Origin of the sequence: Ampullimonas aquatilis, assembly GCF_049675895.1 — a bacterium.
In the GTDB taxonomy this organism is placed as follows: domain Bacteria; phylum Pseudomonadota; class Gammaproteobacteria; order Burkholderiales; family Burkholderiaceae_D; genus Ampullimonas; species Ampullimonas aquatilis.
Map to the genome: position 1 here is coordinate 3,052,141 of NZ_CP183834.1, position 26,383 is coordinate 3,078,523.

Annotated in this window: 24 protein-coding genes, 1 tRNA gene and 1 pseudogene; 20 read left to right on the forward strand and 6 right to left on the reverse strand. The window is 50.2% G+C overall.

Going from position 1 to position 26,383, the window contains the following annotated elements; all coding sequences use genetic code 11:
- Positions 1 to 59: 59 nt before the first annotated feature.
- A complete protein-coding gene (locus ACMYR3_RS14185; protein ID WP_424192583.1) occupies positions 60 to 788 on the forward strand; it encodes a DUF1345 domain-containing protein in 729 nt (242 codons plus the stop codon).
- Between the two features lie 351 nt (positions 789 to 1,139).
- Here the strand turns inward: ACMYR3_RS14185 and ACMYR3_RS14190 are convergent, their stop codons facing one another.
- Positions 1,140 to 2,330 carry an MFS transporter gene (locus ACMYR3_RS14190; RefSeq protein ID WP_424192584.1) on the reverse strand — a complete coding sequence of 397 codons (1,191 nt, stop codon included), beginning with the start codon at positions 2,328 to 2,330 and terminating at the stop codon, positions 1,140 to 1,142.
- A 908-nt stretch (positions 2,331 to 3,238) separates the two neighbouring features.
- On the opposite strand from ACMYR3_RS14190, the pseudogene ACMYR3_RS14195 reads away from it, so the two are divergent.
- Both ACMYR3_RS14195 and ACMYR3_RS14200 read left to right on the forward strand, forming a co-directional pair.
- Positions 3,239 to 3,466: pseudogene (locus ACMYR3_RS14195) on the forward strand (methyl-accepting chemotaxis protein); the annotation flags it as partial.
- A 141-nt stretch (positions 3,467 to 3,607) separates the two neighbouring features.
- Complete coding sequence (locus tag ACMYR3_RS14200; protein ID WP_424196535.1) at positions 3,608 to 3,943, forward strand: CZB domain-containing protein; 336 nt, start codon at positions 3,608 to 3,610, stop codon at positions 3,941 to 3,943.
- 122 nt (positions 3,944 to 4,065) lie between these two features.
- Here ACMYR3_RS14200 and ACMYR3_RS14205 read toward each other — a convergent pair whose 3' ends face one another.
- A complete protein-coding gene (locus ACMYR3_RS14205) occupies positions 4,066 to 5,016 on the reverse strand; it encodes an alpha/beta hydrolase (protein WP_424192585.1) in 951 nt (316 codons plus the stop codon).
- A gap of 169 nt (positions 5,017 to 5,185) precedes the next feature.
- Positions 5,186 to 7,180, reverse strand: a complete 1,995-nt coding sequence (locus ACMYR3_RS14210; RefSeq protein ID WP_424192586.1) for a monovalent cation:proton antiporter-2 (CPA2) family protein — start codon at positions 7,178 to 7,180, stop codon at positions 5,186 to 5,188.
- Between the two features lie 169 nt (positions 7,181 to 7,349).
- Here ACMYR3_RS14210 and ACMYR3_RS14215 point away from each other — a divergent pair, with 169 nt between their 5' ends.
- The 13 genes from ACMYR3_RS14215 (at position 7,350) to ACMYR3_RS14275 (ending at position 18,627) form a co-directional block, all read left to right on the forward strand.
- A complete protein-coding gene (locus ACMYR3_RS14215; protein WP_424196537.1) occupies positions 7,350 to 8,267 on the forward strand; it encodes a KpsF/GutQ family sugar-phosphate isomerase in 918 nt (305 codons plus the stop codon).
- The gene (locus ACMYR3_RS14220; RefSeq protein ID WP_424192587.1) at positions 8,264 to 8,788 is read left to right on the forward strand and encodes a KdsC family phosphatase; all 525 of its coding nucleotides are present in this window, start codon (positions 8,264 to 8,266) and stop codon (positions 8,786 to 8,788) included. Before ACMYR3_RS14215 ends, ACMYR3_RS14220 begins: the two co-directional genes overlap by 4 nt.
- A 7-nt stretch (positions 8,789 to 8,795) precedes the next feature.
- The gene (gene lptC / locus ACMYR3_RS14225; RefSeq protein WP_424192588.1) at positions 8,796 to 9,428 is read left to right on the forward strand and encodes an LPS export ABC transporter periplasmic protein LptC; all 633 of its coding nucleotides are present in this window, start codon (positions 8,796 to 8,798) and stop codon (positions 9,426 to 9,428) included.
- A 28-nt stretch (positions 9,429 to 9,456) separates the two neighbouring features.
- Entirely contained in the window at positions 9,457 to 10,098 is a 642-nt protein-coding gene (lptA, locus tag ACMYR3_RS14230) for a lipopolysaccharide transport periplasmic protein LptA (RefSeq protein WP_424192589.1), read from the forward strand.
- A gap of 148 nt (positions 10,099 to 10,246) precedes the next feature.
- Positions 10,247 to 10,996, forward strand: a complete 750-nt coding sequence (lptB, locus tag ACMYR3_RS14235; protein WP_424192590.1) for an LPS export ABC transporter ATP-binding protein — start codon at positions 10,247 to 10,249, stop codon at positions 10,994 to 10,996.
- Positions 10,997 to 11,200: 204 nt separating this feature from the next.
- The gene (rpoN, locus tag ACMYR3_RS14240) at positions 11,201 to 12,772 is read left to right on the forward strand and encodes an RNA polymerase factor sigma-54 (RefSeq protein WP_424192591.1); all 1,572 of its coding nucleotides are present in this window, start codon (positions 11,201 to 11,203) and stop codon (positions 12,770 to 12,772) included.
- Between the two features lie 95 nt (positions 12,773 to 12,867).
- Positions 12,868 to 13,203 carry a ribosome hibernation-promoting factor, HPF/YfiA family gene (gene hpf, locus ACMYR3_RS14245; RefSeq protein WP_424192592.1) on the forward strand — a complete coding sequence of 112 codons (336 nt, stop codon included), beginning with the start codon at positions 12,868 to 12,870 and terminating at the stop codon, positions 13,201 to 13,203.
- A 229-nt stretch (positions 13,204 to 13,432) separates the two neighbouring features.
- Entirely contained in the window at positions 13,433 to 13,903 is a 471-nt protein-coding gene (locus ACMYR3_RS14250; protein ID WP_424192593.1) for a PTS sugar transporter subunit IIA, read from the forward strand.
- Between the two features lie 25 nt (positions 13,904 to 13,928).
- Positions 13,929 to 14,888: an HPr(Ser) kinase/phosphatase gene (gene hprK, locus ACMYR3_RS14255; RefSeq protein WP_424192594.1), complete on the forward strand. Its 960-nt coding sequence runs from the start codon at positions 13,929 to 13,931 to the stop codon at positions 14,886 to 14,888.
- 173 nt (positions 14,889 to 15,061) lie between these two features.
- On the forward strand, positions 15,062 to 15,367 hold the full coding sequence (locus tag ACMYR3_RS14260) for a PsiF family protein (RefSeq protein WP_424192595.1): 306 nt from the start codon (positions 15,062 to 15,064) through the stop codon (positions 15,365 to 15,367).
- Positions 15,368 to 15,581: 214 nt separating this feature from the next.
- Positions 15,582 to 16,487, forward strand: a complete 906-nt coding sequence (gene rapZ, locus ACMYR3_RS14265; protein ID WP_424192596.1) for an RNase adapter RapZ — start codon at positions 15,582 to 15,584, stop codon at positions 16,485 to 16,487.
- 11 nt (positions 16,488 to 16,498) lie between these two features.
- Complete coding sequence (locus ACMYR3_RS14270) at positions 16,499 to 17,170, forward strand: LON peptidase substrate-binding domain-containing protein (RefSeq protein WP_424192597.1); 672 nt, start codon at positions 16,499 to 16,501, stop codon at positions 17,168 to 17,170.
- 146 nt (positions 17,171 to 17,316) lie between these two features.
- Positions 17,317 to 18,627 (forward strand): YbfB/YjiJ family MFS transporter, encoded by a 1,311-nt coding sequence (locus tag ACMYR3_RS14275; RefSeq protein ID WP_424192598.1) that lies wholly within the window; start codon positions 17,317 to 17,319, stop codon positions 18,625 to 18,627.
- A gap of 83 nt (positions 18,628 to 18,710) precedes the next feature.
- On the opposite strand, the gene mutY is transcribed toward ACMYR3_RS14275, so the two are convergent.
- The 3 genes from mutY to mutM form a co-directional block, all read right to left on the reverse strand.
- Positions 18,711 to 19,889 (reverse strand): A/G-specific adenine glycosylase, encoded by a 1,179-nt coding sequence (gene mutY / locus ACMYR3_RS14280; protein WP_424192599.1) that lies wholly within the window; start codon positions 19,887 to 19,889, stop codon positions 18,711 to 18,713.
- 43 nt (positions 19,890 to 19,932) lie between these two features.
- On the reverse strand, positions 19,933 to 21,879 hold the full coding sequence (locus ACMYR3_RS14285) for a dynamin family protein (RefSeq protein WP_424192600.1): 1,947 nt from the start codon (positions 21,877 to 21,879) through the stop codon (positions 19,933 to 19,935).
- Positions 21,880 to 22,043: 164 nt separating this feature from the next.
- Positions 22,044 to 22,871, reverse strand: a complete 828-nt coding sequence (gene mutM, locus ACMYR3_RS14290; protein ID WP_424192601.1) for a bifunctional DNA-formamidopyrimidine glycosylase/DNA-(apurinic or apyrimidinic site) lyase — start codon at positions 22,869 to 22,871, stop codon at positions 22,044 to 22,046.
- Between the two features lie 123 nt (positions 22,872 to 22,994).
- Between mutM and ACMYR3_RS14295 the strand changes: the two genes are divergently transcribed.
- The 4 genes from ACMYR3_RS14295 to ACMYR3_RS14310 all read left to right on the forward strand — a co-directional run bounded on the left by ACMYR3_RS14295 (position 22,995) and on the right by ACMYR3_RS14310 (position 26,383).
- On the forward strand, positions 22,995 to 24,797 hold the full coding sequence (locus tag ACMYR3_RS14295; RefSeq protein WP_424192602.1) for a tetratricopeptide repeat protein: 1,803 nt from the start codon (positions 22,995 to 22,997) through the stop codon (positions 24,795 to 24,797).
- A gap of 73 nt (positions 24,798 to 24,870) precedes the next feature.
- Positions 24,871 to 25,383: a lipoprotein insertase outer membrane protein LolB gene (locus tag ACMYR3_RS14300; RefSeq protein ID WP_424192603.1), complete on the forward strand. Its 513-nt coding sequence runs from the start codon at positions 24,871 to 24,873 to the stop codon at positions 25,381 to 25,383.
- A 27-nt stretch (positions 25,384 to 25,410) separates the two neighbouring features.
- Positions 25,411 to 26,298 (forward strand): 4-(cytidine 5'-diphospho)-2-C-methyl-D-erythritol kinase, encoded by an 888-nt coding sequence (gene ispE / locus ACMYR3_RS14305; RefSeq protein ID WP_424192604.1) that lies wholly within the window; start codon positions 25,411 to 25,413, stop codon positions 26,296 to 26,298.
- A gap of 8 nt (positions 26,299 to 26,306) precedes the next feature.
- Positions 26,307 to 26,383 (forward strand) — tRNA-Gln (locus tag ACMYR3_RS14310).

Below are 26,383 nucleotides of genomic sequence, written 5' to 3' on the forward strand. Positions count from 1 at the left end.
TCAATAATTAACTGATTAAGTGGGTAATATATAGGGGTTGATAAATACACCACACCAGTATGCAAAATCAAACCAATTCCCAATCGAGCACGGAAAAGCCTGAGCACGCCGTCAGCAATCCGCCACCACATAGCCGTTTGCGACGGTTTATTGCCTACCGCATGCGCATGTTGCTGGCTGGTTTGTTGGGAATTTTGGTGGGGTTGCTCTGGCCGCTGGAAGGCAAGGCCGTAGCGCGCACGCTGCTGGGTTGGGATGTGGCGATTTATGCCTACATCATCATGATTCTGGCGATGAGCTGGCGTGCCAATCATCAACGCGTCAGCCGACTGTCGCAGTTGCAGGACGAAAGTGCTGCAGTGGTATTAACCGTAGTATGCATTGGTGCAGTGATGAGCCTGGTGGCGGTGGTGATGGAACTCTCTGCCGCCGCTCATGATGCCAGCCATACCCTGCGTGCCACGCGGCTGGTGCTGACGGGCCTGACGGTATTTGGCTCCTGGGCGCTGATCCCCACGCTCTTTGCGGTGCATTACGCCCACCTGTTTTATAACGCCCCCAAAGACCAGCGTCCTTTGAGTTTTCCGGAGGGTGCAATTAATCCTGACTACTGGGATTTTTTATATTTTTCCTTCACGATTGCCGTGGCTTCGCAAACTGCTGATATTTGCCTGCGTACACCTCATTTTCGCAAACTGGTATTAGCGCAGGAGATTTTGTCATTTTTATTCAACGCCAGCATTTTGGGTTTTACGGTGAATATTGCAGCGAGCCTGGTAGCGAATTGAAAATTTGATTTTTTTGGACCGCCAAGACACTACGGAAAACCTTAAAGGTCAAAAGCATTCACCACAAAGACACAAAAGACCCGAAGAAAAGCTTTAAGACGATTAATTGGAACCGCCAAGACATCAAGTGCATCAAGGGAAGTCAAATGCTCTTCACCACAAATAGCACGAAGTTGAACCCGATTAAAACTGCGCTGTTTTGGCACGGGGACAGAGTAATACGCTGTCCCCAGACTTCGTAGATAAAACTTTGCTACTCAGATAAAGCTTTTCTTTGAGTCCTTTGTATCTTCGTGGCGAAAAGCATTGAATTTTCCTTGGCGCGCTTGGTGTCTTGGTGGTTCAAAAAATTCAAACTTTTTTCGGTAACCACACACTGATCGCCAGACTGATACTCATGGCGCAAGCCAGCATCGCCACCAAGCCATGCCAGCCAGCGGCATGCATGACCATGCCCGATGACGAGCCGATCAGACTGGAACCGACATAGTAGGCAAACAAATACAACGATGTGGCGGTGGCCTTGCCGACTTTGGCGCGCTGGCTGACCCAGCTGCTAGCAATGGTATGTGCAGCAAAAAACGTCGCAGTAAAGACAATCAGTCCAGCCACGATGGCGGCGACATAAGGCAGGAGTGTCAGCAACAGGCCCAGCAAAGCCATTGCCGTCAAACGCCAGAGCAGCCACTCGCGCCCCAGCTTTTCCATGGCGATGCCCGCACCAAACGAGCCCACCATACCCATCACATAAACCATGAAAATCGCGCCCACTGCGGCATGCGGCAAGTTGAATGGCGCGCTGATCAGACGAAAGCCCAGGTAGTTGTAAACGCTGACAAAACTGCCCATCATCAAAAAAGTAAACATGAACAGGCCGATCATGCGGCCATCGCTCAGATGCAAGCGGGCATTGTCGAGCATGTCGGACAATTGCATGGCGCGTGGTATGAAATTGCGTGAGCGTGGCAGACTGCGATAAAACTCCAGCCCCATGAGCAGGCTGATCAAGCCAATCAGCGCAGCCGCAATCTGCCAGGAAAAATGATCCGCCAATAACGATGCCGTAACCCGCCCCGACAAGCCGCCCAAAATATTGCCGGTGATATACAAGCCCATGGAACGGCCAAACTGGGATGGCTCGATTTCTTCACTCATATACGACATGGCTACCGCGGACAGCCCTGACAAGGCCACACCCTTGAGCGCGCTGATGAAAACCAGTATCGCAAAGTTGGGTGCCAGCGCCGAGGCCAGCGTGAGGATGGATGAGGTCAGTAACGATGTCACCATCCAGCGCTTGCGATCAAAACGATCGGCAAATAAACCATTGAGCAGCATGCCTGCTGCCATGCTGAGTGTGGAAGCCGACACTGCCCAGCTACTTTGCGCAGGCGTGATGGCAAACGATTGCGCCAGCAAAGGCAAGAGCGCCTGCACAAAATAGAGTTGGCTGAAAGTGGCAAAACCACCCAAAAACAAGGCACGGCGGATCAGCCTGAATTGGCTGGAACCGCTGCGTGCATAGTGGGGCTGAGAATTCACGTGCGGCTGAATGGGATGATCAGTGGTTGAGGTTGCTGTTTCATCAGACTCAAGCAAATCGGCCGACGCATTGGGCGTTGCAGCCTAAACTGACACAGAACCACTGAAACAAAATGATTCGCTGAGGCAGCGTGATGAGGAGAAACGGCATGAAAAAAGCGGCATGCGGAAATAAACAATAAACAGGTGACGATATTAAGGCATTGGCGTATTCCATGAGCTTTGGTAAGACCATTTTGCCACGCCAAGTGTTGCAGCAATTCAACGGATACGTTTTTTCAAACCATTAAAACCACCAAAAATCATTAAAAAATTGGGGGTATATTCAATTATTGACTCATTCAGTGCGTAAATATGGGTCAATTAAAATTACACCCCCTCAGTATAAAAATCGTTCGACAACAACCCAAGAGCTGAATTGCACTGGCTTTTGCCACTTTATTGAAGCTTAGTTAACTGCGGGTCTGACTAGAATTTCATTCAAATGCTCAAACCAGTCAACCCACGGAGATCACATGCTGTCCTTTAGAAAACCTAAAAATGAACCAGTATCGTTCAACACCTTTGTGCCCGATACAGCGGAAAAGGATCGTCGCATCAGCGATCTGGAACGCGACTTGACACGCTCCCGTGATGAAGTGGCGCAGTTGCAGACTCAATTGCAAACCCAGGTTGGCGTGATTGCCAATCTGGATCGCTTTGGTACGTCACTCGCTGAAGTCCAGGGCGGCCTGGCCAATCTGTCTACCACCATTGAAGCTGAGCACAGTCGCGTGCAAACCGCCAAGACCTACGCCGACTCCAGCTTTGGTACGGTGACCACGATTGCCAGCAATCTGGTTGAACTGGCTGAGAAATCCATTTCCACTTCCGATCAGGTGGGTGCCCTGGATGCCAGCGCACAAAAGATCGGGGGCATTGTGCAATTGATTCGTGAAATTGCCGAACAAACCAATCTGCTGGCCTTGAACGCCGCCATTGAAGCAGCCCGCGCCGGTGAGCAAGGTCGTGGCTTTGCGGTGGTCGCCGACGAAGTACGCAAACTGGCCGAACGCACCAGCACCGCCACCAATGATGTGGAACAACTGATTGGCCAGATCCGTGAACAAAGTACCGCCAGTCGCAACCAGATGACCCAATTTGCCGAACGCTCCCGCGAATTTTCAACGGACGGTCAGGCAGCAGCAGAATCCGTCGGTGCCTTGCAAGGCCTGTCAGTGGAAATGGAAAACTCCATGGCACCGACGGCATTGAAGAGCTTTGTTGAACTGGCCAAAATGGATCACCTGATCTACAAGTTTGAGGTGTATCGCGTGTTGTTTGGCTTGAATAACAAGACTGTCGCCAACTTTGCTGACCATCATAATTGCCGCCTGGGCAAATGGTATTATCAGGGCGAGGGTAAAGCGCATTGCTCCCATCTGGGTGGCTTTCGCGAGCTGGAAACACCCCATCGTCAGTTTCATGAGCAAGCCATCTCGGCTGTCAAAGCCCATGCCAATGGTCATCCGGATGGTATCTTGCAAGGCGTTCGGGCCATGGAAGAACAAAGCATGCAAGTCATGGCACAACTCGACAAAATGGCGATTGCACGCGGTCAGCATCAACATTGATCAACCAGGTCATCTAGCCAAAAAGCCGTCTTTAAGACGGCTTTTTATTAGCAAAAACTGGCTTGATCTGACTGATTCAAATATCGCCGATGAACACACAACCATATTGAATCATTCAATATTTAGTCAGCAGCCAATGCCTGCCGATCTTTACCAGTGACAAATGCAACAATCTGCTCTGCCACTGGTGCCAACCAACTCAGCGGGCCATAAAGCGTAGCGATCAGACTCGCATGACTGACCTTGTCAAATAATTCCACTTTCACGGGCACACCGGCTTTGGTTAATTTATCGGCCATCTGCAGGGTATTACGCTGTGGATTGACCAAGGTGTCTTTTGTGGCAGCGGCCAAATAGGCTGGCGGAGAATTAGCGCAAACAAAGTCAATCGGTTGCGAACCCGATGGGTAATTGGGATGGTTGAACACCGGTTTGGCGTCGGGATTTTCAATCGGTAAAAAGTCGTAGGGACCGGCCAGTCCGATCCAGCCTTTGACTGTCCCTTTGGCGACACCTTGCTCCGTCAACCAATGGTCATCCAGCGCCAGCATGGCTGCGTTATAAGCGCCTGCGCTATGTCCCATCAAAAACAAATGCGTTGGATCAGCCTGCCATTGCGACGCATGTTGGAGCGCCCAGGCCACCGCCTGAGCGCTGTCCTGCAAAAAATCGGGGTAACGTACTTGCGGGTAGAGTCGATAATCGGCCACCACCACCACCATGCCACGCCGTGCCAGGGCTCTGCCAACAAAACGGTAATCGGCCCGATCACCCCGATTCCAGGAACCTCCATAAAAAAACACCACGAGTGGATGAAGCAGCGATCCGTGATCATTGCTCTCGTTGCTGGCGGGCAGATAAACATCCAGTCGTTGGCGCGGATCGGCACCATAAGCAAAATTGTTTTGCACAATATAGCCGCGGCCACTATCGAATCCATTGATCAGCGTGAGTGGTGCACAGGCACTTAACAAAACGAGTATGGAAAGTACGACAGCAAAACCAATCAGCCAGGGTGTGCGTAAACGTACACGAGAGGAATTGGCATCAACCGTACTGATCGTATTGGACATGTAAGTAAGCTCGAAACATTGGTGTAGCGTTGCCAAATATGCAACTGAATACACAGCTCAATATAAAGCTGAGTGCACAGCATATGATAAGTACGCAGCAAAACCGCCGCTGGATTCAGCTGCTTGAGTTGATTGAGCTGCTGCCAGCCTTGCCCGACAAACTGAAGCGCTACTTTTCCAGCAAGCGCTCTTCAGCCAGCGCCAGCGCCTCGGGCACACCGCGCAAGACCACAATATCATTTTGCTGCAGCACCGTTTCGGGTTGCGGATCAACCGCACGAATATCACGGCGACGAATCGCATTGACTTCAACCCCCATCAACTCCAGCCCCAAAGTGCCCAATGTTTTGCCAATGCAGGCTGAACCCGGTGTGAGCATGACCGAATGCAGCCGCACATGTTCGGAATCAATTCCCTCGCCAGAATCATCGGCACCATGAAAATAACCCCGCAAGAGCGAGTAACGCGCATCACGCGCCTCTTGCACACGACGCACCACACGGCGCATTGGCACGCCCAGTAACACGAGAGCATGCGAAGCCAGCATCAGACTGCCTTCAACAATTTCGGGCACCACTTCGGTTGCACCGGCCGCTTGCAGGCGCGCCAGATCACTGTCATCCAGCGTCCGCACGATGACTGGCAAGGTGGGCGCCAGTTGTTGTACATGATGCAATATCTTGAGCGCCGACTGTACATTGGCATAGGTAATTACCAAGGCAGCGGCACGATGAATCCCGGCAGCGACCAATGATTCTTTGCGTGCGGCATCGCCATAGACCACCGAATCACCGGCTGCCGCTGCTTCATGCACCCGATCGGGGTCCAGATCGAGAGCCATATAGGGAATGGCCTCCTGCTCCAGCACGCGCGCCAGGTTTTGCCCACAACGGCCAAAGCCGCAGATCACCACATGACCGGTTTCGCCAGTGGTCTGATTGATATTGCTGCGACTGGCAATTTGGGTCAGATTGAGTGACTGCATCAACCATTCCTGTGAAGAAAAACGCAGCGCAATACGTTCACTGTACATGATCAGAAAAGGCGCGAGCAACATCGACAACAACATGGATGCCAGCACGATCTGCACAAACTCTGGCTCAATCAGTTGCAAGCCCCCCGCCTGGTTCAACAACACAAAACCAAATTCACCGGCTTGCGCCAGCCCCAGACCGGTACGAATGGCAATCCCCGGGCCAGCGCCAAACAAACGTGCCAGCAAGGCAATCATGCCAAACTTGAGCAACACCGGCCCAAGCAACAAGAGCAGTACCAAAACAGCATGTGCAGCAACCACCCGCAAATTGAGCAACATACCAATGGTGATAAAAAATAATCCCAGCAAGACATCACGAAACGGCTTGATGTCTTCTTCCACCTGATGCCGGTACTCCGTTTCGGCGATCAGCATGCCGGCCACAAAGGCACCCAATGCGAGCGACAGGCCCGCCATGTCGGTCAGCCAGGCCAGACCCAGAGTGATCAATAAGAGGTTGAGCATGAACAGCTCTTGCGAGCGCCGCGCAGTCACAATATGAAACCAGCGGCGCATCACTTTCTGGCCTACATATAACAGCACAATCAATACACCCGTTGCCTTGACCCCAGCCAGCAGCAAAGCCATGAACAGGCTTTCTGGTTTTTCATGCAGGGCTGGCACCAGAATCAGCAAAGGCACCACGGCCAAATCCTGAAACAGCAAAATGCCCATGATGCGCCGCCCATGCTGCGATTCCAGCTCCAGACGTTCAGCCAGCATCTTGCTGACAATCGCGGTGGATGACATCGCCAGCGCACCGCCCAGTGCCACACTGGCCTGCCAATTGAGCGGGTAAAAATAATTGACCACAAAACCTGCCATGACGGTGCTGGCAATGGTCAAAAACACCTGCGAGAGTCCCAACCCAAAAACCAGGTCACGCATGGATCGCAACTTGGGTAGAGAAAATTCAAGGCCGATGGAAAACATCAGAAACACCACACCGAACTCGGCGAGATGTTGCGTGCTGTCAGATTCGTGCACCCAGTTCAGGGCGTGCGGGCCAATCACAATACCGACTGTCAGATACCCCAGCATGGGCGGCAGATGCAAGCTGCGAAATACCACTACGCCGATCACGGCGACCAGCAGCAGCAACAGAGTTAATTCAAGAGTTGAAACCATTACGGGCAGATATATTAGGGTTTGCTATACTTTTCGGATGACTACTTCTACATCGGCATCCGAATTCGTTTCTAACACAGAACCGCCACTGTCGGCCACTGAGCGTCCAAATTCAATCCTGGAAGATGCATGTCGCACTCTGGAGATTGAAGCGCAAGCCCTGCAATGGATGGTCGACCTGCTGAAAGAACCAGCTTATGCCAACGCTTTTTTAAAGGCTGTCGAACTCATTTTGCAATGTCAGGGACATGTGATTGTCGCAGGCATTGGCAAATCAGGCCATATTGCCCGCAAGATTGCGGCTACGCTGGCTTCAACGGGCACCCCCGCTTTTTTTGTGCATGCTGCCGAAGCGGTGCATGGTGACCTGGGTATGATTGCGCCACAAGACGTGGTGATCATGCTGTCCAACTCGGGACAGGCGCAGGAACTGCTCACCATTTTGCCGGTGCTCAAACGACAGGGCTCCAAAGTCATCAGCATGACTGGCAATCATGATTCAGAAATGGCGCGTCATGCGGACGTTCATATTTTTGCCGGTGCCCAGCAAGAAGCCTGTCCGCTCAATCTGGCCCCTACCGCCAGTACTACGGCGCATTTGGCGATGGGCGATGCGCTGGCGGTGGCATTACTGAATGCCCGTGGATTTTCAGCACAGGACTTTGCCCGCTCGCATCCGGGCGGTGCGCTCGGACGACGGCTGCTGACCTATGTGCGTGATGTGATGCGCACCGGCGAACAGATTCCACAAGTATCGGACACCGCCACGTTATCAGCCGCATTGCTCGAAATGACGCGCAAACGCCTGGGTATGACCGCTATTGTGAATGCCCAGCAGCAAGTGGTTGGCATTTTTACGGATGGCGATTTACGCCGCATGTTGGAACGAACCCTGGATTTTTCTGGTCTATCGCTGGCTGAGGTGATGACCGCCAATCCGGTTACTATCCAGCCTGACCGCATGGCAGTCGATGCGGTGACGCTCATGGAAACACGCAGGATTACCCAGTTGCTCGTCACCGATGAACAACATCACCTTGTCGGCGCACTCAATATGCACGACCTTTTTGCGGCAAAAATAGTATGAGTAATAAAGCAAGAAATATTGAATTGATGGCTTTTGATGTGGATGGTGTCCTGACCGATGGCCGGATTTATTACACCGAGCAGGGTGAAGCCCTTAAAACTTTCAATACGCTGGATGGTCATGGTTTGAAAATGCTGCGCGAAAGCGGTGTCAAACTGGCCATCATTACCGGCCGCAAATCCAAAATGGTGGAACGCCGTGCGCAGGAACTTGGTTTCGACTTTTTATATCAGGCGGTCAGTGACAAGCGCAAAGCCCTGAGCGAGTTGATGGTGCAAAGCGGGATTGGTCGTGAAAAGATGGGCTATATGGGTGATGACATTGTTGATTTGCCCGTGATGATGGCGGTGGCTTTTCGGGCTGCACCAATCAGTGCGCATGAAGACGTGGTGTCCCGCGCTGACTGGGTATCCAAACGCCCCGCCGGCGAAGGGGCCGTGCGTGAACTGTGCGACTATCTGCTCAAGGCACGCGGCATGTACACCACCTTGCTGACACCTTATCTGCAAACCGGTTTTTAATTTGACCATGCTGTCACGTCTGCAGACCTTTCTACCCGCCTTCATCCTGCTGGCCATTGCTGGCTGGACATTATGGCTGCTGCAAGGGCAGACACCACAAATCTTGCCCACCGCGGCCAAGCCGCTGCGCCATGATCCGGATTATTTTGTCGAAGACTTCAAGATCATCAGTGTCAATCAATTTGGCTATCTCAAGGCGGTGCTGGCAGGCCGGCAGATGTCCCATTTCCCCGATGTCGACAACACCGAAATCATCAACCCGCTGCATGTCAGTCTGACTTATCAGGAACAAAAATCGGCTCACCCGATTGCGCAGCCACTGGTCACTACCAGTGCCCTGCGGGCGATGATTAACACTGACGGCAGCGAAATTCGGCTCTATGACAATGCCTTGATCAGCCGCGCCTCGCAAGTTGCCAGGCAAGTCCCCGAAATGCAGCTAGCCTCCCGCTATATGCTGCTCAAGCCAGATGATGACATTATCGAATCGGACCAAAAAACCGTCATGACGCGTGGCATGACCCATTTGCAGGGCAATAGTTTTTACCTCAACAATGTCACGCGCGAAGTAAAATTGAATGGCACAGTGCGTGGTCAGATTGTTAATCAGTCGACCGATCAATCGACCTATACGCCTTGACCAGTCGCTTGCGCCCCCAAATTAGAATATGAGATTGCCCACCTTGAGTACGCTACGCGCCTTTACCCTGCTTTGCGCCACCACCTTGTCACTACTGGCTTGTCAGCCAGTCATGGCGGAACGTGCTGACAAGAACAAGCCTTTGAATGTCGAGTCCGACAAGCTGGACTATGACGACCTCAAGCAGATCAACATCTTTACCGGCAATGTGCTACTGATCAAAGGCTCCATGGTGATTCGCGCCAACCGGGTTGAGGTGCACCAGGATCCAGAAGGCTATCAATATGCCGTGGCAACCGCTAAAACTGGTGAACTGGCCAGTTTTCGGCAAAAGCGGGAAGGTGTCGATCAGTTTATTGAAGGTTTTGGTGAGCGCATTGAATATGACGGCAAAGCCGACAATGTCAAATTCATCACGCGCGCCTACATGAAACGCCTGGAAAAAGAAAAAATCACCGACGAAGTGCGTGGTCGCATCATTAGCTATGACAGTCGCACCGAGTTTTTTGGCGTGGAAGGCGGCTCCGGCAATGCCAGCGCGACCAACCCGAGTGGACGCGTCAAAGCCGTGATTCAACCCAAAACGCCGCCGACCGGCGATGGTGTGGCCGAAGCTCAAAATGATCCGTTAAAACCGGCATCAGGCATCGGCAAGACCGGCCGTGAATGAGTCGGCAGCTTTTTGCTGACGCCGACCGTGCTGGTCTGGACTTCTAAATAAAAGCCAAAAAAACATCATACTCCCACCTATTTTCAATGAAACAATCTTCTTAAGTGCGTAAATAAATAGGCTTTTTTAATACACCTCACGAGTATTCATGCAAACCAGCACCCTTTCTGTCCGCCACCTGCAAAAGACTTACGGTAAACGTTGTGTCGTCAAAGACGTCTCACTCGATGTCAAAAGTGGTGAAGTGGTCGGTCTGCTCGGACCGAACGGCGCTGGTAAAACCACCTCGTTTTACATGATCGTGGGCCTGGTTCGGCTTGACGAGGGGGATATCACCCTGGATGAGCACAGCATCGCCAATCAACCTATCCACGAACGGGCACGCCTGGGCTTGTCGTATCTACCCCAGGAAGCATCGGTATTTCGCAAGTTATCCGTGGAAGAAAATATTCAGGCGGTGCTAGAACTGCAAGAAAATCCCGAAACTGGCAAAGCCTTAAACAGCAAAGAAATTCAGGAACGCCTCAATACCCTGATTGATGAATTGCAAATCGCCCATATTCGCAAAAGTCCAGCCACCGCTCTATCCGGTGGTGAACGACGCCGGGTTGAAATTGCCCGGGCACTGGCCAGTCAACCACGGTTCATTTTGCTGGATGAACCTTTTGCCGGGGTTGATCCAATTGCGGTGATTGAAATTCAGCGTATTGTGCGTTTTTTGAAGGAGCGCCAGATCGGCGTTTTGATTACCGATCACAATGTACGCGAAACGCTCGGCATCTGTGATCACGCCTACATCATCAACGAAGGAACCGTCCTCGCCTCGGGCAAACCTGACGAAATTATCGCCAATGACAACGTCAGAAAAGTCTACTTAGGTGAGAATTTCCGCATGTAGTGAAAAACCTGCAACCAATCTTCATCTGCCCCTTGCCGCAGCGCCTCAACAGGTTTACTCTTGTTGACAATAAGGGATAAGCAAGAAGTGTGTCAGAGGCTTTGATACCGCTTGACTTTCTATAAAAAAAACGGTTTACCGTTGTCGCGACCGGAAATGTAATAAGGCATGACCGGCCACAAACCGCAAATAGCTCTGCACGCAATGAAACAAACCCTACAGTTCAAATTATCACAGCATCTCGCGTTGACACCGCAGTTACAGCAGTCTATCCGACTGCTGCAGCTTTCCACATTGGAACTCAACCAGGAAATTGAACAGGTATTAGCTGACAATCCGATGCTGGAACGAGCCGACGATCTGCTTGCCAGTCCATTAAGAGTTTCGGCCGATGGCTCGATCAACTATGATCACGCCGCCCAAGAAAATACCATGCCCTCTTCCCCACCCTCCACCGATGCGCCCGTTGCGGAGGCCGGTGCGGATGGCGGCGGCGAAGCCGGTGGTGGTGAAGCCGACTTTGGCGAAGGCCAGGACTGGACTTTTGACGACTACGCGCGCCGCAGTACCAACAATGAAGACGACGATGCACCGCAACAGCAATTGTGCGAAGCCTCACCCAGCCTGCGCGAACACCTGATGCAGCAATTGATTCTCACGCAACTCTCCATGCGCGATCGCGGCCTGATCACCATGATCATCGAAGCACTGGATGAAGATGGTTATTTGACCCAACCGCTGGAAGAAATTGCCGAGATCATTCCTGAAGAACTGGAAGTCGAACCCGAAGAATTGTCAGCCGCACTCAAAATGCTGCAAAGTTTTGATCCGATCGGGATTGGCGCTCGAACGCCGTCAGAATGTCTGTTATTACAGCTCAACAAAACCCTGCCAGGTCGGATTCGGGAACTTGCAGAGGCAATTTGCACCAAACACCTAGAGCTACTCGCCGCGCGTGATTACGCCAAATTAAAGAAATTGCTCAGCACGACCGATAACGATTTGAAACAAGCTCATGATTTAATTCGTTCCCTAAATCCGTTTCCTGGTGCATCATTCGGTAAACGGGAAGCGGATTACATTGTTCCCGATGTGATTGCCCGAAAAACCAAACAAGGTTGGACAGCGATTTTGAACTCAGACGTCATGCCACGATTACGAGTCAACGAGATGTACGCCAAGATCCTGCGTGCCAATCGGGCCGAGTCGCGTGCTGAGGCACGTGCAGCAGGTATGCCAGTCAGTAAGCCGGAAGGTACTGGCGCGGTGGGAGCTGCCGAAAATTCCGGCGCACAAAATCTGCATGGTCAACTGCAAGAAGCTAAATGGCTCATCAAAAACGTTCAACAGCGCTTTGACACCATTCTGCGGGTTTCCCAGGCCATCATTGATCGTCAACGTAATTTTTTCACCCATGGTGCCGTAGCCATGCGCCCACTGGTATTACGCGAAATCGCCGACACATTGGGCCTGCACGAATCCACCATTTCACGCGTCACGACCCAAAAATATATGCTCACGCCATTTGGCACATTCGAGCTCAAATACTTTTTTGGCAGTCATGTCGCTACCGAAGCCGGCGGCTCAGCCTCATCGACCGCCATCCGTGCATTAATCAAACAATTGATAGGAGCAGAAGACACCAAGAATCCTTTATCCGATAGCAAAATTGCCGACATGCTCGGAGAACAAGGCATAGTGGTGGCTCGCCGTACTGTAGCGAAATACCGTGAAGCCCTGCGCATCCCTGCAGTCAACCTTCGTAAGAGCCTGTAACATCCTTTTGACTCAGGACAACAACCCAATTCGTCTTGCTCATAAGATGTAAGCAGGTGTTTTTTCCAACAGTGTTAACCAGCAAGGAGAGTTATATGAATCTCACCATCAGTGGACATCACGTTGAAGTTACTCCAGCAATTCGGGGCTATGTTGAAACCAAACTGTCACGCGTCACGCGACATTTTGATCAACTGATCGGCGTCAACGTCCTGCTATCTGTGGAAAAACAAAAGGAAAAAGAGCGAAGACAAAAAGCGGAAATCAATTTGCATGTCAGTGGTAAAGATATCTTTGTGGAAAGCTGTGATGAAGACATGTATGCAGCCATCGATGCATTGGTCGACAAACTGGATCGACAAGTTTGCAAACACAAAGAAAAACTGCAAGCGCATCAGGCCGAAGCCATGAAGCGCCAGATCATGCAATAAGTACCGATCTAGTCAGTTAAATAAACGCCTGCAGTGCCGAACGGTCTGCGGGCGTTTTTGTTGCAATATTCTGATTGCATACCAGCAATTGCAATGCAACAATCCGGCTAGCAAATAATCGTGTCACTTTCATGTAATGTGATTGATCGTCTTATTCTTTCATTCAATGTCTGCATCAATTGAATTTACAATGTCATTTTTTTCAAGCGATTGCTGCGTTTGAGGCTGTATGAATTTATTGTCCAAATTATTGCCCGCCAGTAATGTTGTACTGGATCTGAGCGTGACCAGTAAAAAGCGGGTTTTTGAACAGGCTGGACTGCTGTTTGAAAATAACCATGGGGTTGCACGCAATGTTGTCACAGACAATTTATTTGCCCGTGAACGACTTGGATCAACGGGTCTTGGACAAGGAGTTGCGATTCCTCATGGTCGCGTCAAGGGATTGAAACAACCCATTGCAGCATTTATGCGCCTGGCTGAGCCAATCCCATTTGAATCACCGGATGCTAAACCGGTTTTTCTGCTGATTCTTTTACTGGTACCGGAACACGCCACACAGCAGCACCTTGAAATTCTTTCTGAAGTTGCGCAAATGCTCTCAGACCCTATTTTGCGCGAAACACTCTCTACCGAAACTGATAGTGCTGTCGTGCATCGTAAACTGACCGAATGGCAAGCCATGCGCTCGGTAGCCTAAACTCACTCGACTCTTTTAAGGTCTCTTGGACGCAAATAACATTACGGTTGAAACCATATTCAATGCCCATAAGGAAGCGTTGCGCTTGACGCTCACCGCTGGCAAAGCCGGGATGGCACGCACCTTTACCCAGGAAGCCATTCACAATGCCGCTGCCAGTGCCGATTTGGTTGGTCACCTCAACTTAATCCACCCAGGCCGCATACAGGTTATTGGCCATCAGGAGCTGACTTATCTGATCAATCGCGCCGAGCGCCGCTCAGAAGAAATGCGTCGTGAAGCTGACCAGCTGATTTCTCCCGCGTTTATTGTGGCCGAAGGCCTTACCGCCCCCGAAAAGCTGTGCCAACACTGCGAAGCCAACCATATCGCCCTGCTGTCCACCTCACTGCCCGCTGCCACCGTGATTGATTCGTTGCGGATCTATCTATCCAAAACCATGGCTGCACGCATTACCCGGCATGGCGTATTCATGGATATTTTGGGTTTGGGTGTATTGATTACCGGTGAATCCGGTCTGGGCAAAAGCGAGCTGGGACTCGAACTGATCAGCCGTGGCAACGGTCTGGTCGCCGATGATGCAGTCGATTTTTCTCGGATTGCACCCAATATTGTGGAAGGACGCTGCCCGCCTTTACTGCTCAATATGCTGGAAGTGCGCGGGATCGGTCTACTGGATATCAAGGCCATCTTTGGTGAAACGGCGGTACGCCGCAAAATGCGTCTGCGACTGATTATTCAACTGGTGCGCGGATCATCTTTCAACGACTACGAACGCCTGCCGCTCGACTCTCAAACCGAAGAAGTGCTTGGCGTACCCATGCGTAAAGTGATTTTACCGGTAGCGGCTGGGCGCAACCTGGCGGTACTGGTTGAGGCTGCGGTACGCAACACCGTGCTGCAATTGCGTGGCATTGATTCCATGGCCGAATTCATGGAGCGCCAGCATGCCGCAATCCGTGACTCCAGTTCTGAAGAATACTGATCTCGAATTAAAGCCAAACGCATTTAAGCCGAACGAATCACCTGCTATCTTTGGTTAACCATGTAACCGTAAAAAAGATATTCAAATCATAGGCTTTATGCTTAAATCTTATGAGGTCAACTGACCTTTTAAGTCATCCCTTAAACAATTTCATTCAAATTTTGGAGAGCACTATGATCAAATCCTTGTCAGCTGTGTTGTGTTCCTGTGTAATTGGCCTGACTGCTTTTGCCGCTACCGCCATGGCCGAAGAAGCCAAGGAAATGACTGCCCAGCAAAGCAAAATGGGCACTTGCAATAAAGATGCTAAAGAAAAAGCACTCAAAGGCGATGATCGCAAAAAATTCATGTCCGAATGCCTGTCTGCCAAAAAAGTAACGCAACAAGACAAAATGAAAACCTGCAATAAAGACGCCAAAGAAAAAGCGCTCAAAGGCGATGATCGCAAAAAATTCATGTCCGAGTGCTTGAGTAATTAATACTGCTCAGTCGTTGGACTGACCAACGATGCACTGACAAAAAAGCAGCCACCAGGCTGCTTTTTTCTTTTGGCAAACAGGCGCATGATGACTCAATCATCGTAAGCAAACAAACATCCATATGTATGGTATCCCGTCAGTTCCCGATCTAAATTCTTCATCTATTTAGCAGCGCAAATTTGTTACTATCAGTCAACTCTGCTTCTGAATTCCTATGCGCATCATTATCGTTACCGGCATTTCTGGCTCTGGCAAATCTGTGGCGTTAAACGTCATGGAAGATGCTGGCTATTACACTGTCGACAACCTGCCCGTCAGGCTGCTGGAAGGCCTGGTCAGCTCCTTGGTCATGGAAGGTTATAAACGCATTGCCGCAGCAGTGGATGCCCGCACCGGCCAGACAATTGTGCAATTGCCCGAGATTGTCAAAAAACTCAAGGCTGAAGGCCATGAAGTGCGCGTGCTGTTTCTCAAAGCCAATAACGCCACGCTGGTACAACGCTATTCAGAAACTCGCCGCCGTCATCCTTTATCGCATCTGGTCACGGGTAACCAATACAATCCGCAGGACACCATCATTGGCATGCAGGGCGAAGCAACGCTGCCGGAATGCATTGATTATGAACGTGCCCTGATGAGCCCGCTGGAGTGGCTGGGCCATCAGATTGACACCAGTGATCTGCGCGCCAGTACACTGCGTGCCTGGATTTCCGAGTTTCTGGATGACAGCCATACCGGCGTCACCATGTTGTTTCAGTCATTTGCCTTCAAGCATGGCTTGCCCACCGATGCCGACCTGGTATTTGATGTGCGCGCCCTGCCCAACCCGTATTACGATATCAATCTGCGGCCGTTGACTGGCCGTGACAAACCGGTAATCGACTATCTGTTGGCCACGGAAGAAGGCCCAAAAATGCTGGCCGATATCAAACAGTTTCTGGAACACTGGCTGCCCAATTACAGTACGGATGGTCGTAGTTATCTGACCATTGCCATTGGCTGCACCGGTGGTCAGCATCGTTCAGTATTTATTGCTGAATCGTTGGCTGCCCATTTCAAAACCAAGCAGCACACGCTGGTGCGGCATCGCGAATTGCCACAGATCCTGGCTAAAAAATAAAAAGGTCGACCTTGTTTTCTGCTACCCCGGACTTTGCCACAGTCATGCATATCCCCATCTTTCCACTCAATACGGTTTTGTTTCCAGGTGGACTATTGCCGTTACGGGTGTTTGAGACTCGCTATGTCGACATGGTGCGTGAATGCATGCAAAAAGGGATGCCCTTTGGCGTCAATCTGATTCGCTCAGGCACTGAAGTCGCGCATGACAAAACACCCGCTGTGCCCGAACCGACCGGCACGCTGGCCGAGATTGCCGATTTTGACATGACCGAACCGGGCATTTTGCAAATCAAGGTACGTGGCACACAGCGTTTCACCATTTTGACCAGCCAGGCTGATCCGTCCGGTTTGTTGCGTGCCGAAGTCGAATTGCTGGAAATTGAAACGACAACCCCGATTAACCTGCCGCACTTGCCGTGCGTGCAACTGCTCAAACGGATTACGGATCAATTTCCCAAACACAATGAACCAACTGCCCCCGACGAGCACGGGCAGACCGCGCAAAATCCGTTTTGGGAGCCCTATCAGTTTGATGACGCAAGCTGGGTTGGCAACCGTCTGAGTGAAATTTTGCCGATCCCCAACAAGGCCAAACAAAAGCTGATGGAGTTGCTGGATGCTGATGCGCGGCTGGCTGTGATTCTGGATTATCTGGTTCAGCACCAGATTGTGAGTAGATAAATACTCACCCACAGTAAATTTAAAAGATCAATAAAAACGTACCTAGCACGAGTATTTTAAATGATACTCCTATAAAAATAACAAAATGCAGTACTTCCAGCGTTTCTCTGGGCCGACTTTCAGGCTCTTTTCTGGCAAGCTGACTTATGCGCCATTCGCCTCCCCAAACCAAGGCATCACCCGCTGACATCAAACCTGCGTCGCGTCTTTTCACCAGCCCCTACTGGATTGCGATTGGTGGTGCCGCCAGCATTGCCATCGGCCTGGGCATGACGCGTTTTGCCTATACCGCCATTTTGCCCAGCATGAAAATTCAGTTGGGTTTATCACCATTGCAGGCCGGTTATCTGGCCACGGCCAATCTGAGCAGCTATGTGTTGGGCTCGCTACTGCCCATTTGGTTTGCCTGGCAAAAACGGGCTGTATCGCCTGGCACATTGTTGTGGTTCGGCTGGATCATGGCACTCGTTTTTACGCTGACCATGGCACTACCCAATCAGTTTGGTCTGGGCATGTTGCTGTCTCGCGCATTGGCGGGTGTGAGTGGTGCGTTGTTGATGAATGCTGCGTCTGCGATGGTAATTCGCGCCACGCATGAGTCGGGCAAGCATCAATTAATCGGCATTCACTATGGCGGCGTGGGCTGCGGCATTGTGTTGTCCAGCTTATGTGTGATTGTGCTGGAATCGCAGCAGGCCAACTGGGCCAGTTACTGGCTGGTTCATGGTGCACTGATCGCGCTGTTGATTCTGCCGTCCTTGCTGGTTTTACTGGCCAGTCGGCTGAATCAAGGCCATCAGCAACATGCCAATAACGTCCATTCAAGCAGCGCCCACCTCGGCAATCAAACTACCCGCGTGCCGCGCACCGCCTGGTATGCGCTGATCTGGCTGCTGGCCGCCTATTTTTTTGCTGGACTGGGTTATATCGTCAGTGCCACCTTTTTGCCCCTCATCGCCAAAAGCACTCCGGCGCTGGCCAACGATGCCACCGCCAGTTGGCTGGTATTTGGCCTGGCCGCCATTGTGTCCAATGTATTGTGGATGAAGCTGAGTTATCGCTGGGGTCTGTTGCGTACTCTGGGGATTGCCTATGCGGTACAGGCGGCAGGCGTGATGTTGCCAGTCTTCTCAAGCTCGGCCATCGCCCTTTATGGCAGCGGTTTGCTGCTGGGTGGCACCTTCATGGGCATTGTGGCGCTGGGCAATACGCTGGCGTGCCAGTTACTGCCACCGGCTCGTGCGCATCTGGCCGCCTATTCGGTGGCGGCGATGAGCGCCATTCATGGTCTGGGACAGACTATCGGCCCCTATATCGCCGGGATGCTCGCAACCCGACAAGGTAATTTTTCGGCTGGATTATGGATTGCTGCACTCGGTTTGCTGGCAGGTATTGCCTTATTGCGTGGCTGTGATCATGCCCGTAAACAGTTTTTCCCAGAAAATATACTCTCATAGAGTAAAAAATATGAATCAATAAATTAGCACTTAAAGACCACTATTTACCCATATACTCCGTAAAAAATGAGCTTATGGTCATTTTATGACAACACCAGACGAGTTTTCAATAACTCAAACAGCTTTCTAACAGGCGTTGGTACACCGACCTCGTCCAGTTCACTAATCGGCCACCAGCGCGACGAATCTGCAGCGGCATCGCTCAACACCAAAGTTTGAAAAAGTGGTCTGAACGTCAGCCAGACCGGCGTAATTTCCAAGCGAAAATGCGTAAATACATGGGTCAGAGCAGGCAAAACAGTGAGCTGCTCGACTTTGCCCAAATCACTAAAACGCTGCATGACCAGCGTGTCAAACTCACTCGACTCATGCAGCTCGCTTGAAATATCCGCTACCGTAAAATCTTCAGCCAAAGCATTTTCTGGCAAACTCCACAAACCACCCCAAATACCCGCAGGTGGACGCCGTTCCAACAAGATTTGCCCTTCATGCGTCAACATCCACAACACCGCCTGCCTGACGGGTACTGCCTTGCGCGGTTTACGGGTCGGCAGGTTACCCACCATATCGAGCTGTAACGCAGCGCATTGCGCAGCCACAGGGCATGCATGACAAAGCGGCCGACTGCGAGTGCAGACCGTGGCCCCCATATCCATCAGGCTTTGGGTGTAACCCGCCACATCAGCTTGGGGCAATAGACTTTCGGCCAAAGCCCATAACTGATTTTCGATTTTCTTTTCGCCAGGAAAACCACTGATTCCAAATACCCGCGTCAATACACGCTTCACATTGCCATCCAGAATGGCCGCACGGGTGCCATTGGCAAAAGCGGTAATCGCTGCGGCAGTTGAACGGCCAATCCCGGGCAAGTCTGCCAAAGCAGACTGCTCAACTGGAAAAATTCCGCCATGACGCTCAACCACCGCCTTGGCACAGGCATGCAGATTGCGCGCTCGGGTGTAATAACCCAGCCCGGCCCACAAAGCCAGTACCTCATCGGCATGGGCAGCTGCCAAGGTCTGCACATCGGGAAAACGGTCAAGAAAACGGGCGTAATAAGGAATTACCGTGGCCACCTGAGTCTGCTGCAACATGATCTCAGAGAGCCAGATACGGTAAGCGTCGCGGGTGTTTTGCCAAGGCAGAAAGTGACGGCCAAACTGTTTCTGCCAAGCGATCAGACGCTCGGCAAATTCGTGTGGCGTCGCGAAAGTAACAGTGGGTAGTAAGTTTGACGTGGTGACATGGGATGACTGGTTCATCCCCGAATTATAGGACGGGCGCCAAACATCTGCGCCGCCACTATCAGGCTGCCAGCTGGTTACCCGCTCCGCCGCTATTGGAAAGTACTGTGGCTATTCTGCCGTGATAATCTGCCAGTTGCTGACCACGTTGTTCAAACTCCTGAAAAATGCCTTCCAGCTGTTTGATGCTGCCTTCCAGTGAGCCAGTCGCATCCAGAATACGGGTAATCGATTCAATCCGACGCTTCAGTTGCACCTTATGATCACGTACCTGATTTTCCAGGGGCGTCATGATCGCCTTGAGCCAGGTTTCGGCATCATTACGAGCCCGATCAAAAATATCACGCATACGACTCGCAACAGACTCAAAAAATTTGCGAATTACCATGGCTTTATTGGTTGTTACCAACGTGATGGCATCAAATCGACGCCGATAAGCCTTCTCAAGCCGACGCACTTCTTCGTAATAAGGATCCAGCGTAAAAGTCATTGGCGAAGTGAATGACAGACCATGATCGGCCGCAAAACGGCGATACATCGCCCCCATCATTTCATCGATTTCTTTGGATTTAATACCGGCCTGATCCAGCAGATTACGCATCAACACAAAAAACTGATCCATATGGGTCAGGAGCTGCGTCGAAAAATGGCTGGCATCCATCTGTTTACGAGTGTCAGTCACCTCACGCAATAACGATTTCAAACAAAGTGTATCGACCATCTGATCCGACAGCTTTTTGAACACGTTGCGCACTGCCTGCAATTTTTCGACAGCTCGTTCAAACTCTTCTTTTTCGATGTTCACGCGCTCCATCATGTGCTTGACCACATTCTGATTCTTGCCACGCAAGCCCCGCATTTCAAAGAGTTGCTCATTGATACCGCGCTTTTTGCGACTCAGATTGCCCGACAACTCCTTGACGACCTCCATGATTTCAGAGGCCAGTTGATCGCGCACAATATCGCATTTGGAAGGAATCAGCCGATCAGCAAGGGTACTTTCAAGTACTCGAATCCGACTTTTTTCCAGCAGGTCTTCGTCGTTTTTAACTTTTGCCACCAAAGCTTTTTGCGCTGATACCGGAAACACCATATCAGGTTGAACATGCAGCAATTCGGCGCTGGTTTTGACCTGTCGATCAATTTCGGCATTGATTTCGGCATCCGACTTGAGCGGATCCCACAAGCCATCAATTTTATTGAGCACCACCAGACGCGCACCAGCCCCATTCTGATGAATATGCTCCTGCCAAACCTCGATATCCGACTTGGTCACACCGGCATCGGCAGCCAGCACAAACAAAACCGCATGGGCATTAGGAATCAAATTGAGCGTCAATTCTGGCTCACTACCAATGGCATTCAAGCCAGGTGTGTCCAGAATCACCAGACCCTGCATCAATAAAGGGTGCGGAAAATTAACAACCGCATGACGCCAGCGAGAAATTTCAACTTCGGTATCTTCCAGACCACGCACCAAATCCCGTGATTCGGGTTCTTCAGCCAGCCCGAGATCAACAGCTTCGCGCCAGGGCACCATTTTGGTAGCGATCACATGTTTGAACGCACTGGCCATTGACTCCTGTGATTCAGGATCAAAGGGCACAAATGTCCACAACTCATCATCATGTTTTAAATCGGAAATCGTACCCGCCTGCTTGCGAGTTTCAATGGGCAGCAGCTTGATACCGGTTGCAGCAATCGAGTCATAGCGCAATTCGGTTGGACACATGGTCGTGCGGCCTGCCGACGAAGGCAGTACACGGCCTTTAAAATTGCCAAAAAAGATCGCGTTGATCAGCTCGGATTTACCGCGAGAATACTCAGCAACAAACGCCAGTGACAGCTTGTCATCAGCCAGATGACTCAGCATTCGCTCAATACGCTGATCAATATGGGCCTCGAGCAATTCATTGTCATCCAGCCAAACGCCGAAATGCATCAGCTCCCGCGACAAATGCGTCCGCCAGGCGCCATATTCATTCAACTTTTCAACCAGTTTGCTCATTTTGCGCCAACTTCTATTTAACAGTTTTTTATAAATACCGCAGTGCACACAAAAGTAGCACATACTTTTGTATGTATCAAACAAAAAGCGGAGGCAAATTTAATTTAAATCACCAAATCCCAATTGCCTTACTGGTTTACCCTGGTATTACTGGTTTACCCTAGTTAGCGTGACTGACATACCGCACAGTAATAAGTCGCACGCTGTCCCTGCTTAATGAGCTTAATTTCTGCGCCACAAACTCGACAGGCTTGTCCTTGACGCCCATAAACTTGCGCTTCAAGCTGAAAATATCCTGGCACACCATCGCTAGAGTAAAAATCTCTTAAAGTACTGCCACCCTTTTCTACTGCGGCAAACAATACACTGCGAATCGATTCTGCCAGTTTCTGATAGCGAACCAAGGAAATTTTGCCCGCTTGGGTTGTTGGTTTAATAGCCGCGCCAAATAAACTCTCAGAAGCGTAAATATTTCCCACTCCAACAACCACTTCGCCTGCCAACAACATCTGTTTAATACTAAGCGTGCGACCACGACTAGCCTGATACATTAATTTGCCGAGATCATCTTCATAATCCAGCGGCTCAACCCCCAGCTTTTTTAATAAAGGATGCTGTAGAACATCTCCCGCTTCGTTGTCATGCCATAAAACCGCCCCAAAACGCCGCGGATCGTTCAGTCTAAGACAATATTTTGAAAATACAATTTCAAAATGATCATGCAATTGACGTATCGACGAAGTCTCAACCCGACGTAACGTGCCAGACATTCCCAAATGAATGATTAACCATCCAGTGCCACAATCAAACAGCAGATATTTACCCCTTCGCGCCACGCGAAACACCGTGCGACCGAGCAATTTATCGGGTAAATTGGCAGGAATAGGCCAGCGCAAACAGGGTTGATGCACCAAGACAGCCAAAATCTTTTGACCAGACACATGAGGCTCAATACCCCGACGCGTCACTTCTACTTCAGGTAATTCCGGCATAAATACTGAATATACGAGTTAATTGAACAAATAGTTCTGTGTTGAAGTCTGACTACAAGCATAGAATACTTTGCACGCTTGTTGCCGTTCAGATGCTTACCGATTTTCGGTCACTAATTGAGTATGGAACCACATTTGCAGACCCTCAACTTCAAATTTAAGCTAATTGTCACCCTTTTGGGCACTTTTTGCGGACTGCTCGTCGCACCACAGGTTGACGCTGAGTCCAATATTACGCCCCCAGTCAGCGAAGAAAATATTCCCAACGCAGTTTTGACTGATCAGATTTTTTTTCAGACCTTGTCGTCGGAAATTGCTGCGCAGCGCGGTCAGATTGGCCCCGCCTACGGTACTCTGATGTCCATGGCCAACCAGACGCATGACCCGCGTTTTGCCAAGCGGGCCACAGAAATTGCTTGGGGCAATCGTTACGCTGACGATGCTATTGCCGCTGCCAGAACTTGGTTATTGCTAAGTCCAAAATCTGAAGAGGCCTTCCAGTCTTTACAAGCCATGCTGGTTGCCACCGGTAAACTTAATGATCTGTCAGCTATCAGCCAGGAACACTATGCGCAATACTCTAGTGACCAACGCATTGCCAACCTAGTGCAATTGCAGCGACTGCTGACACGCAGCCAGGATAAAGACGCCGTCACTGGCATCATGGAAAAACTGGCCGCCCAGGATACCAATCGTTATGAACCTCACCTGATTTTGGCACGCACTGCGACACAATTTCATGATGATGCCAAAGCTCAACAAGAAACTCAGACTGCGCTCAAGATCAATCCGGATTCTGAACTGGCATTACTGACACATGTGCAGCTGATTCAGCAAACTGAACCCGATAAAACCATCAAACTGATTCGTGACTTCTTGAGTAGAAACCCCAAAGCCATTGATGCACGCGTCACATTGACTCGCTTGCTGATTGAGCAGAAGCAGAGTTCAGCAGTCCGCCAAGAAATGGACAAGCTGGAAAAGTCAACCACAACCTTCCCCAAACTATTGTTGTCGTTGGCTTCTTTAAGTTTGGAAGCCAGTCAGCCAGATCAGGCCGAAAAATATCTGACCACTTATGTAGACCGCACAAAGAATGCGGCCAGACAAAAGGATAACTCGGGCGAAGATACAGAGATCTTTCATGGTTCAGATTTAGCCCGTTCTTACCAACTACTATCCCAGATTGCAGAAGATCGTGGCAATCTGACAGCTGCTTTGGATTGGATCAACAAACTTGATGAATCAGATCGTAGCGCTCAATCTGAAATCAAGCGCGCCACGTTGTTGGGCAAGATTGGTAAATTGCAGGAAAGTCGTGAAGTTTTAGCAAAACTTGCTGCAAGCAGCCTTGTTGCACCAGCCGACCGTTATCAAATCAGTCTGACTGAAGCTCAGATCTTGCGTGACGCAGGTAAACCGCAAGAAGCATTCAATGTACTCAGTGATGCGTTGAACAAGACACCCAATCAGCCCGAGTTGCTTTATGACTATGCCATGGCAGCCGAAAAACTCGATAAGCTGGATGTGATGGAAGGCGCGTTACGCAAGCTGATCGAAATTCGCCCACAAAATCAGCATGCCTATAACGCACTTGGCTATTCGCTGGCCGATCGCAAACTACGCCTGCCAGAAGCACTGGAATTGGTGCAAAAGGCCGTATCACTTGCTCCGGATGATGCCTTCATCATTGACTCGTTGGGCTGGGTTTATTATCGAATGGGCAATCTGGATAAATCACTGACTTATTTACGACAAGCTTATGAACTTAAACAAGACGTCGAAATTGGTGCTCATCTAGGCGAAGTCTTATGGGAATCAGGGCAACGCAATGAGGCTCAAAAATACTGGAAAGAAGTACTCAAAACTGACCCTAAAAATGAAACATTACGAGCTGTTTTAGGCAAATACAAAACCGGATTGTAATTTCTTGAAATTATCTGATTTCATTTTTGTGGTCACCCTTGCTTTGACCACTTTTTTGGGTGGATGCCAAAGTGTGCCTTTACGTTCAAACGGAGCGTTGGAAAATACTGCTTTTTCTCTAAGCGGCCGTTTTTCATTGCGCTATGAAGAAAACGGTACAGAAACTGGCACCCATGGACAGTTTACCTATCTGCAATCCAGCCATTTACAAAAACTGGAGCTAGGTTCACCCCTGGGACAAACACTGGCTGAAATCACGCAAGACAATCATCGGGCCATTTTACATATTCCCAATCAAGTTGATCACCAGGCCATCGATATGGCTGACTTGTTGAGACAAACCTTCAATCTATCGTCCAACAATCAGATACCCATCGATTATTTTCTTGATCAACTGATTCAAGCCTATCAACAAAAATCCACATTAAATCTGCAGGACAAGATCAACAAGGATAACTGGGTCATGCAAATCAGCAGCTGCCAGACTGGAACAGGTAGTTGCCAACCCAAACGCCTCGACATTCGCAATCAATTGACCGACTTACCACAACTCATCCTACTCGTTGACCCATTGCCTTTAAAATAGACTCCCTGCCGACTTGACACCAACCTCATGCAAGCTGCTTACTGTTGCCCTGCTCCCGCAAAACTCAATCTATTTTTACATGTCACTGGCAGACGAGCTGATGGCTATCACCTTTTGCAATCTGTTTTCAGATTAATTGATCTGTGCGATTTGCTTTACTTTGAAAAAAGAAATGATGGATTAATCCAACGTGTCGGTGGCAATGATGACATACCTGCCGAACAGGACTTGATCATTCGCGCAGCAAAACTATTACAGCAAAAAACCAAAACCAATATGGGTGCCGATATTCGTATCGAGAAGAAAATCCCAATGGGTGGCGGTTTGGGTGGTGGCAGTTCCAACGCTGCAACCACCCTGATTGTATTAAATCGCTTATGGAATACCGGTCTGAATCGCCAGCAGTTAATGGATCTAGGCATACAATTGGGTGCCGATGTACCTTTTTTCCTGTTTGCCAAAAATGCTTTCGTGGAAGGTATCGGTGAACAATTGCAGGGTGTAGATCTACCTATGAATGACTATGCGGTGCTTTTTCCAGCGGTAAACATACCAACACCGATAATTTTTAACGCGCAAGAATTGACACGAAACACAGAACGCGTCAAAATGTCGGACTTTCTTGCCACGGTTCGGTCTGGTGCAGAGTTCGGAAGGAATGATTTACAGCCTGTTGCTGAACATTTTTTTCCAGAAGTTGCTACTAGCATCAAATGGCTTGAAAATTGGGCATCGGCCATTACAGGAAAAGTTGGTATAGCGCGTATGACAGGATCAGGAGCGTGTGTTTATTCCTCCTTTCGGTCTGGTGCTCTGGATACAATCTGTACTCCGGCTAATTTGCCAAATGATGGCAAACTGATGTTTGCAAAAGGTTTAAATGTTCACCCGTTGCTGGATTGGGTGGATGAGTAGTTAGGTATTGGGGAGTCGCCAAGCTGGTTAAGGCACCGGATTTTGATTCCGGCATGCGAAGGTTCGAATCCTTCCTCCTCAGCCA

Coding starts and splice junctions, on each gene's coding strand:
- ACMYR3_RS14215 (WP_424196537.1), top strand. CDS start 7,350: ATGGTCGACCTGCTGAAAGAACCAGCTTATGCCAACGCTTTTTTAAAG.
- rapZ (WP_424192596.1), top strand. CDS start 15,582: ATGCGCATCATTATCGTTACCGGCATTTCTGGCTCTGGCAAATCTGTG.
- ACMYR3_RS14185 (WP_424192583.1), top strand. CDS start 60: ATGCAAAATCAAACCAATTCCCAATCGAGCACGGAAAAGCCTGAGCAC.
- ACMYR3_RS14275 (WP_424192598.1), top strand. CDS start 17,317: ATGCGCCATTCGCCTCCCCAAACCAAGGCATCACCCGCTGACATCAAA.
- ispE (WP_424192604.1), top strand. CDS start 25,411: ATGCAAGCTGCTTACTGTTGCCCTGCTCCCGCAAAACTCAATCTATTT.
- lptB (WP_424192590.1), top strand. CDS start 10,247: ATGCAAACCAGCACCCTTTCTGTCCGCCACCTGCAAAAGACTTACGGT.
- hpf (WP_424192592.1), top strand. CDS start 12,868: ATGAATCTCACCATCAGTGGACATCACGTTGAAGTTACTCCAGCAATT.
- ACMYR3_RS14260 (WP_424192595.1), top strand. CDS start 15,062: ATGATCAAATCCTTGTCAGCTGTGTTGTGTTCCTGTGTAATTGGCCTG.
- ACMYR3_RS14205 (WP_424192585.1), bottom strand. CDS start 5,016: ATGTCCAATACGATCAGTACGGTTGATGCCAATTCCTCTCGTGTACGT.
- mutM (WP_424192601.1), bottom strand. CDS start 22,871: ATGCCGGAATTACCTGAAGTAGAAGTGACGCGTCGGGGTATTGAGCCT.
- ACMYR3_RS14250 (WP_424192593.1), top strand. CDS start 13,433: ATGAATTTATTGTCCAAATTATTGCCCGCCAGTAATGTTGTACTGGAT.
- lptA (WP_424192589.1), top strand. CDS start 9,457: ATGAGATTGCCCACCTTGAGTACGCTACGCGCCTTTACCCTGCTTTGC.
- rpoN (WP_424192591.1), top strand. CDS start 11,201: ATGAAACAAACCCTACAGTTCAAATTATCACAGCATCTCGCGTTGACA.
- ACMYR3_RS14200 (WP_424196535.1), top strand. CDS start 3,608: ATGGATCACCTGATCTACAAGTTTGAGGTGTATCGCGTGTTGTTTGGC.
- mutY (WP_424192599.1), bottom strand. CDS start 19,889: ATGAACCAGTCATCCCATGTCACCACGTCAAACTTACTACCCACTGTT.
- ACMYR3_RS14220 (WP_424192587.1), top strand. CDS start 8,264: ATGAGTAATAAAGCAAGAAATATTGAATTGATGGCTTTTGATGTGGAT.
- lptC (WP_424192588.1), top strand. CDS start 8,796: ATGCTGTCACGTCTGCAGACCTTTCTACCCGCCTTCATCCTGCTGGCC.
- ACMYR3_RS14210 (WP_424192586.1), bottom strand. CDS start 7,180: ATGGTTTCAACTCTTGAATTAACTCTGTTGCTGCTGCTGGTCGCCGTG.
- ACMYR3_RS14295 (WP_424192602.1), top strand. CDS start 22,995: ATGGAACCACATTTGCAGACCCTCAACTTCAAATTTAAGCTAATTGTC.
- ACMYR3_RS14285 (WP_424192600.1), bottom strand. CDS start 21,879: ATGAGCAAACTGGTTGAAAAGTTGAATGAATATGGCGCCTGGCGGACG.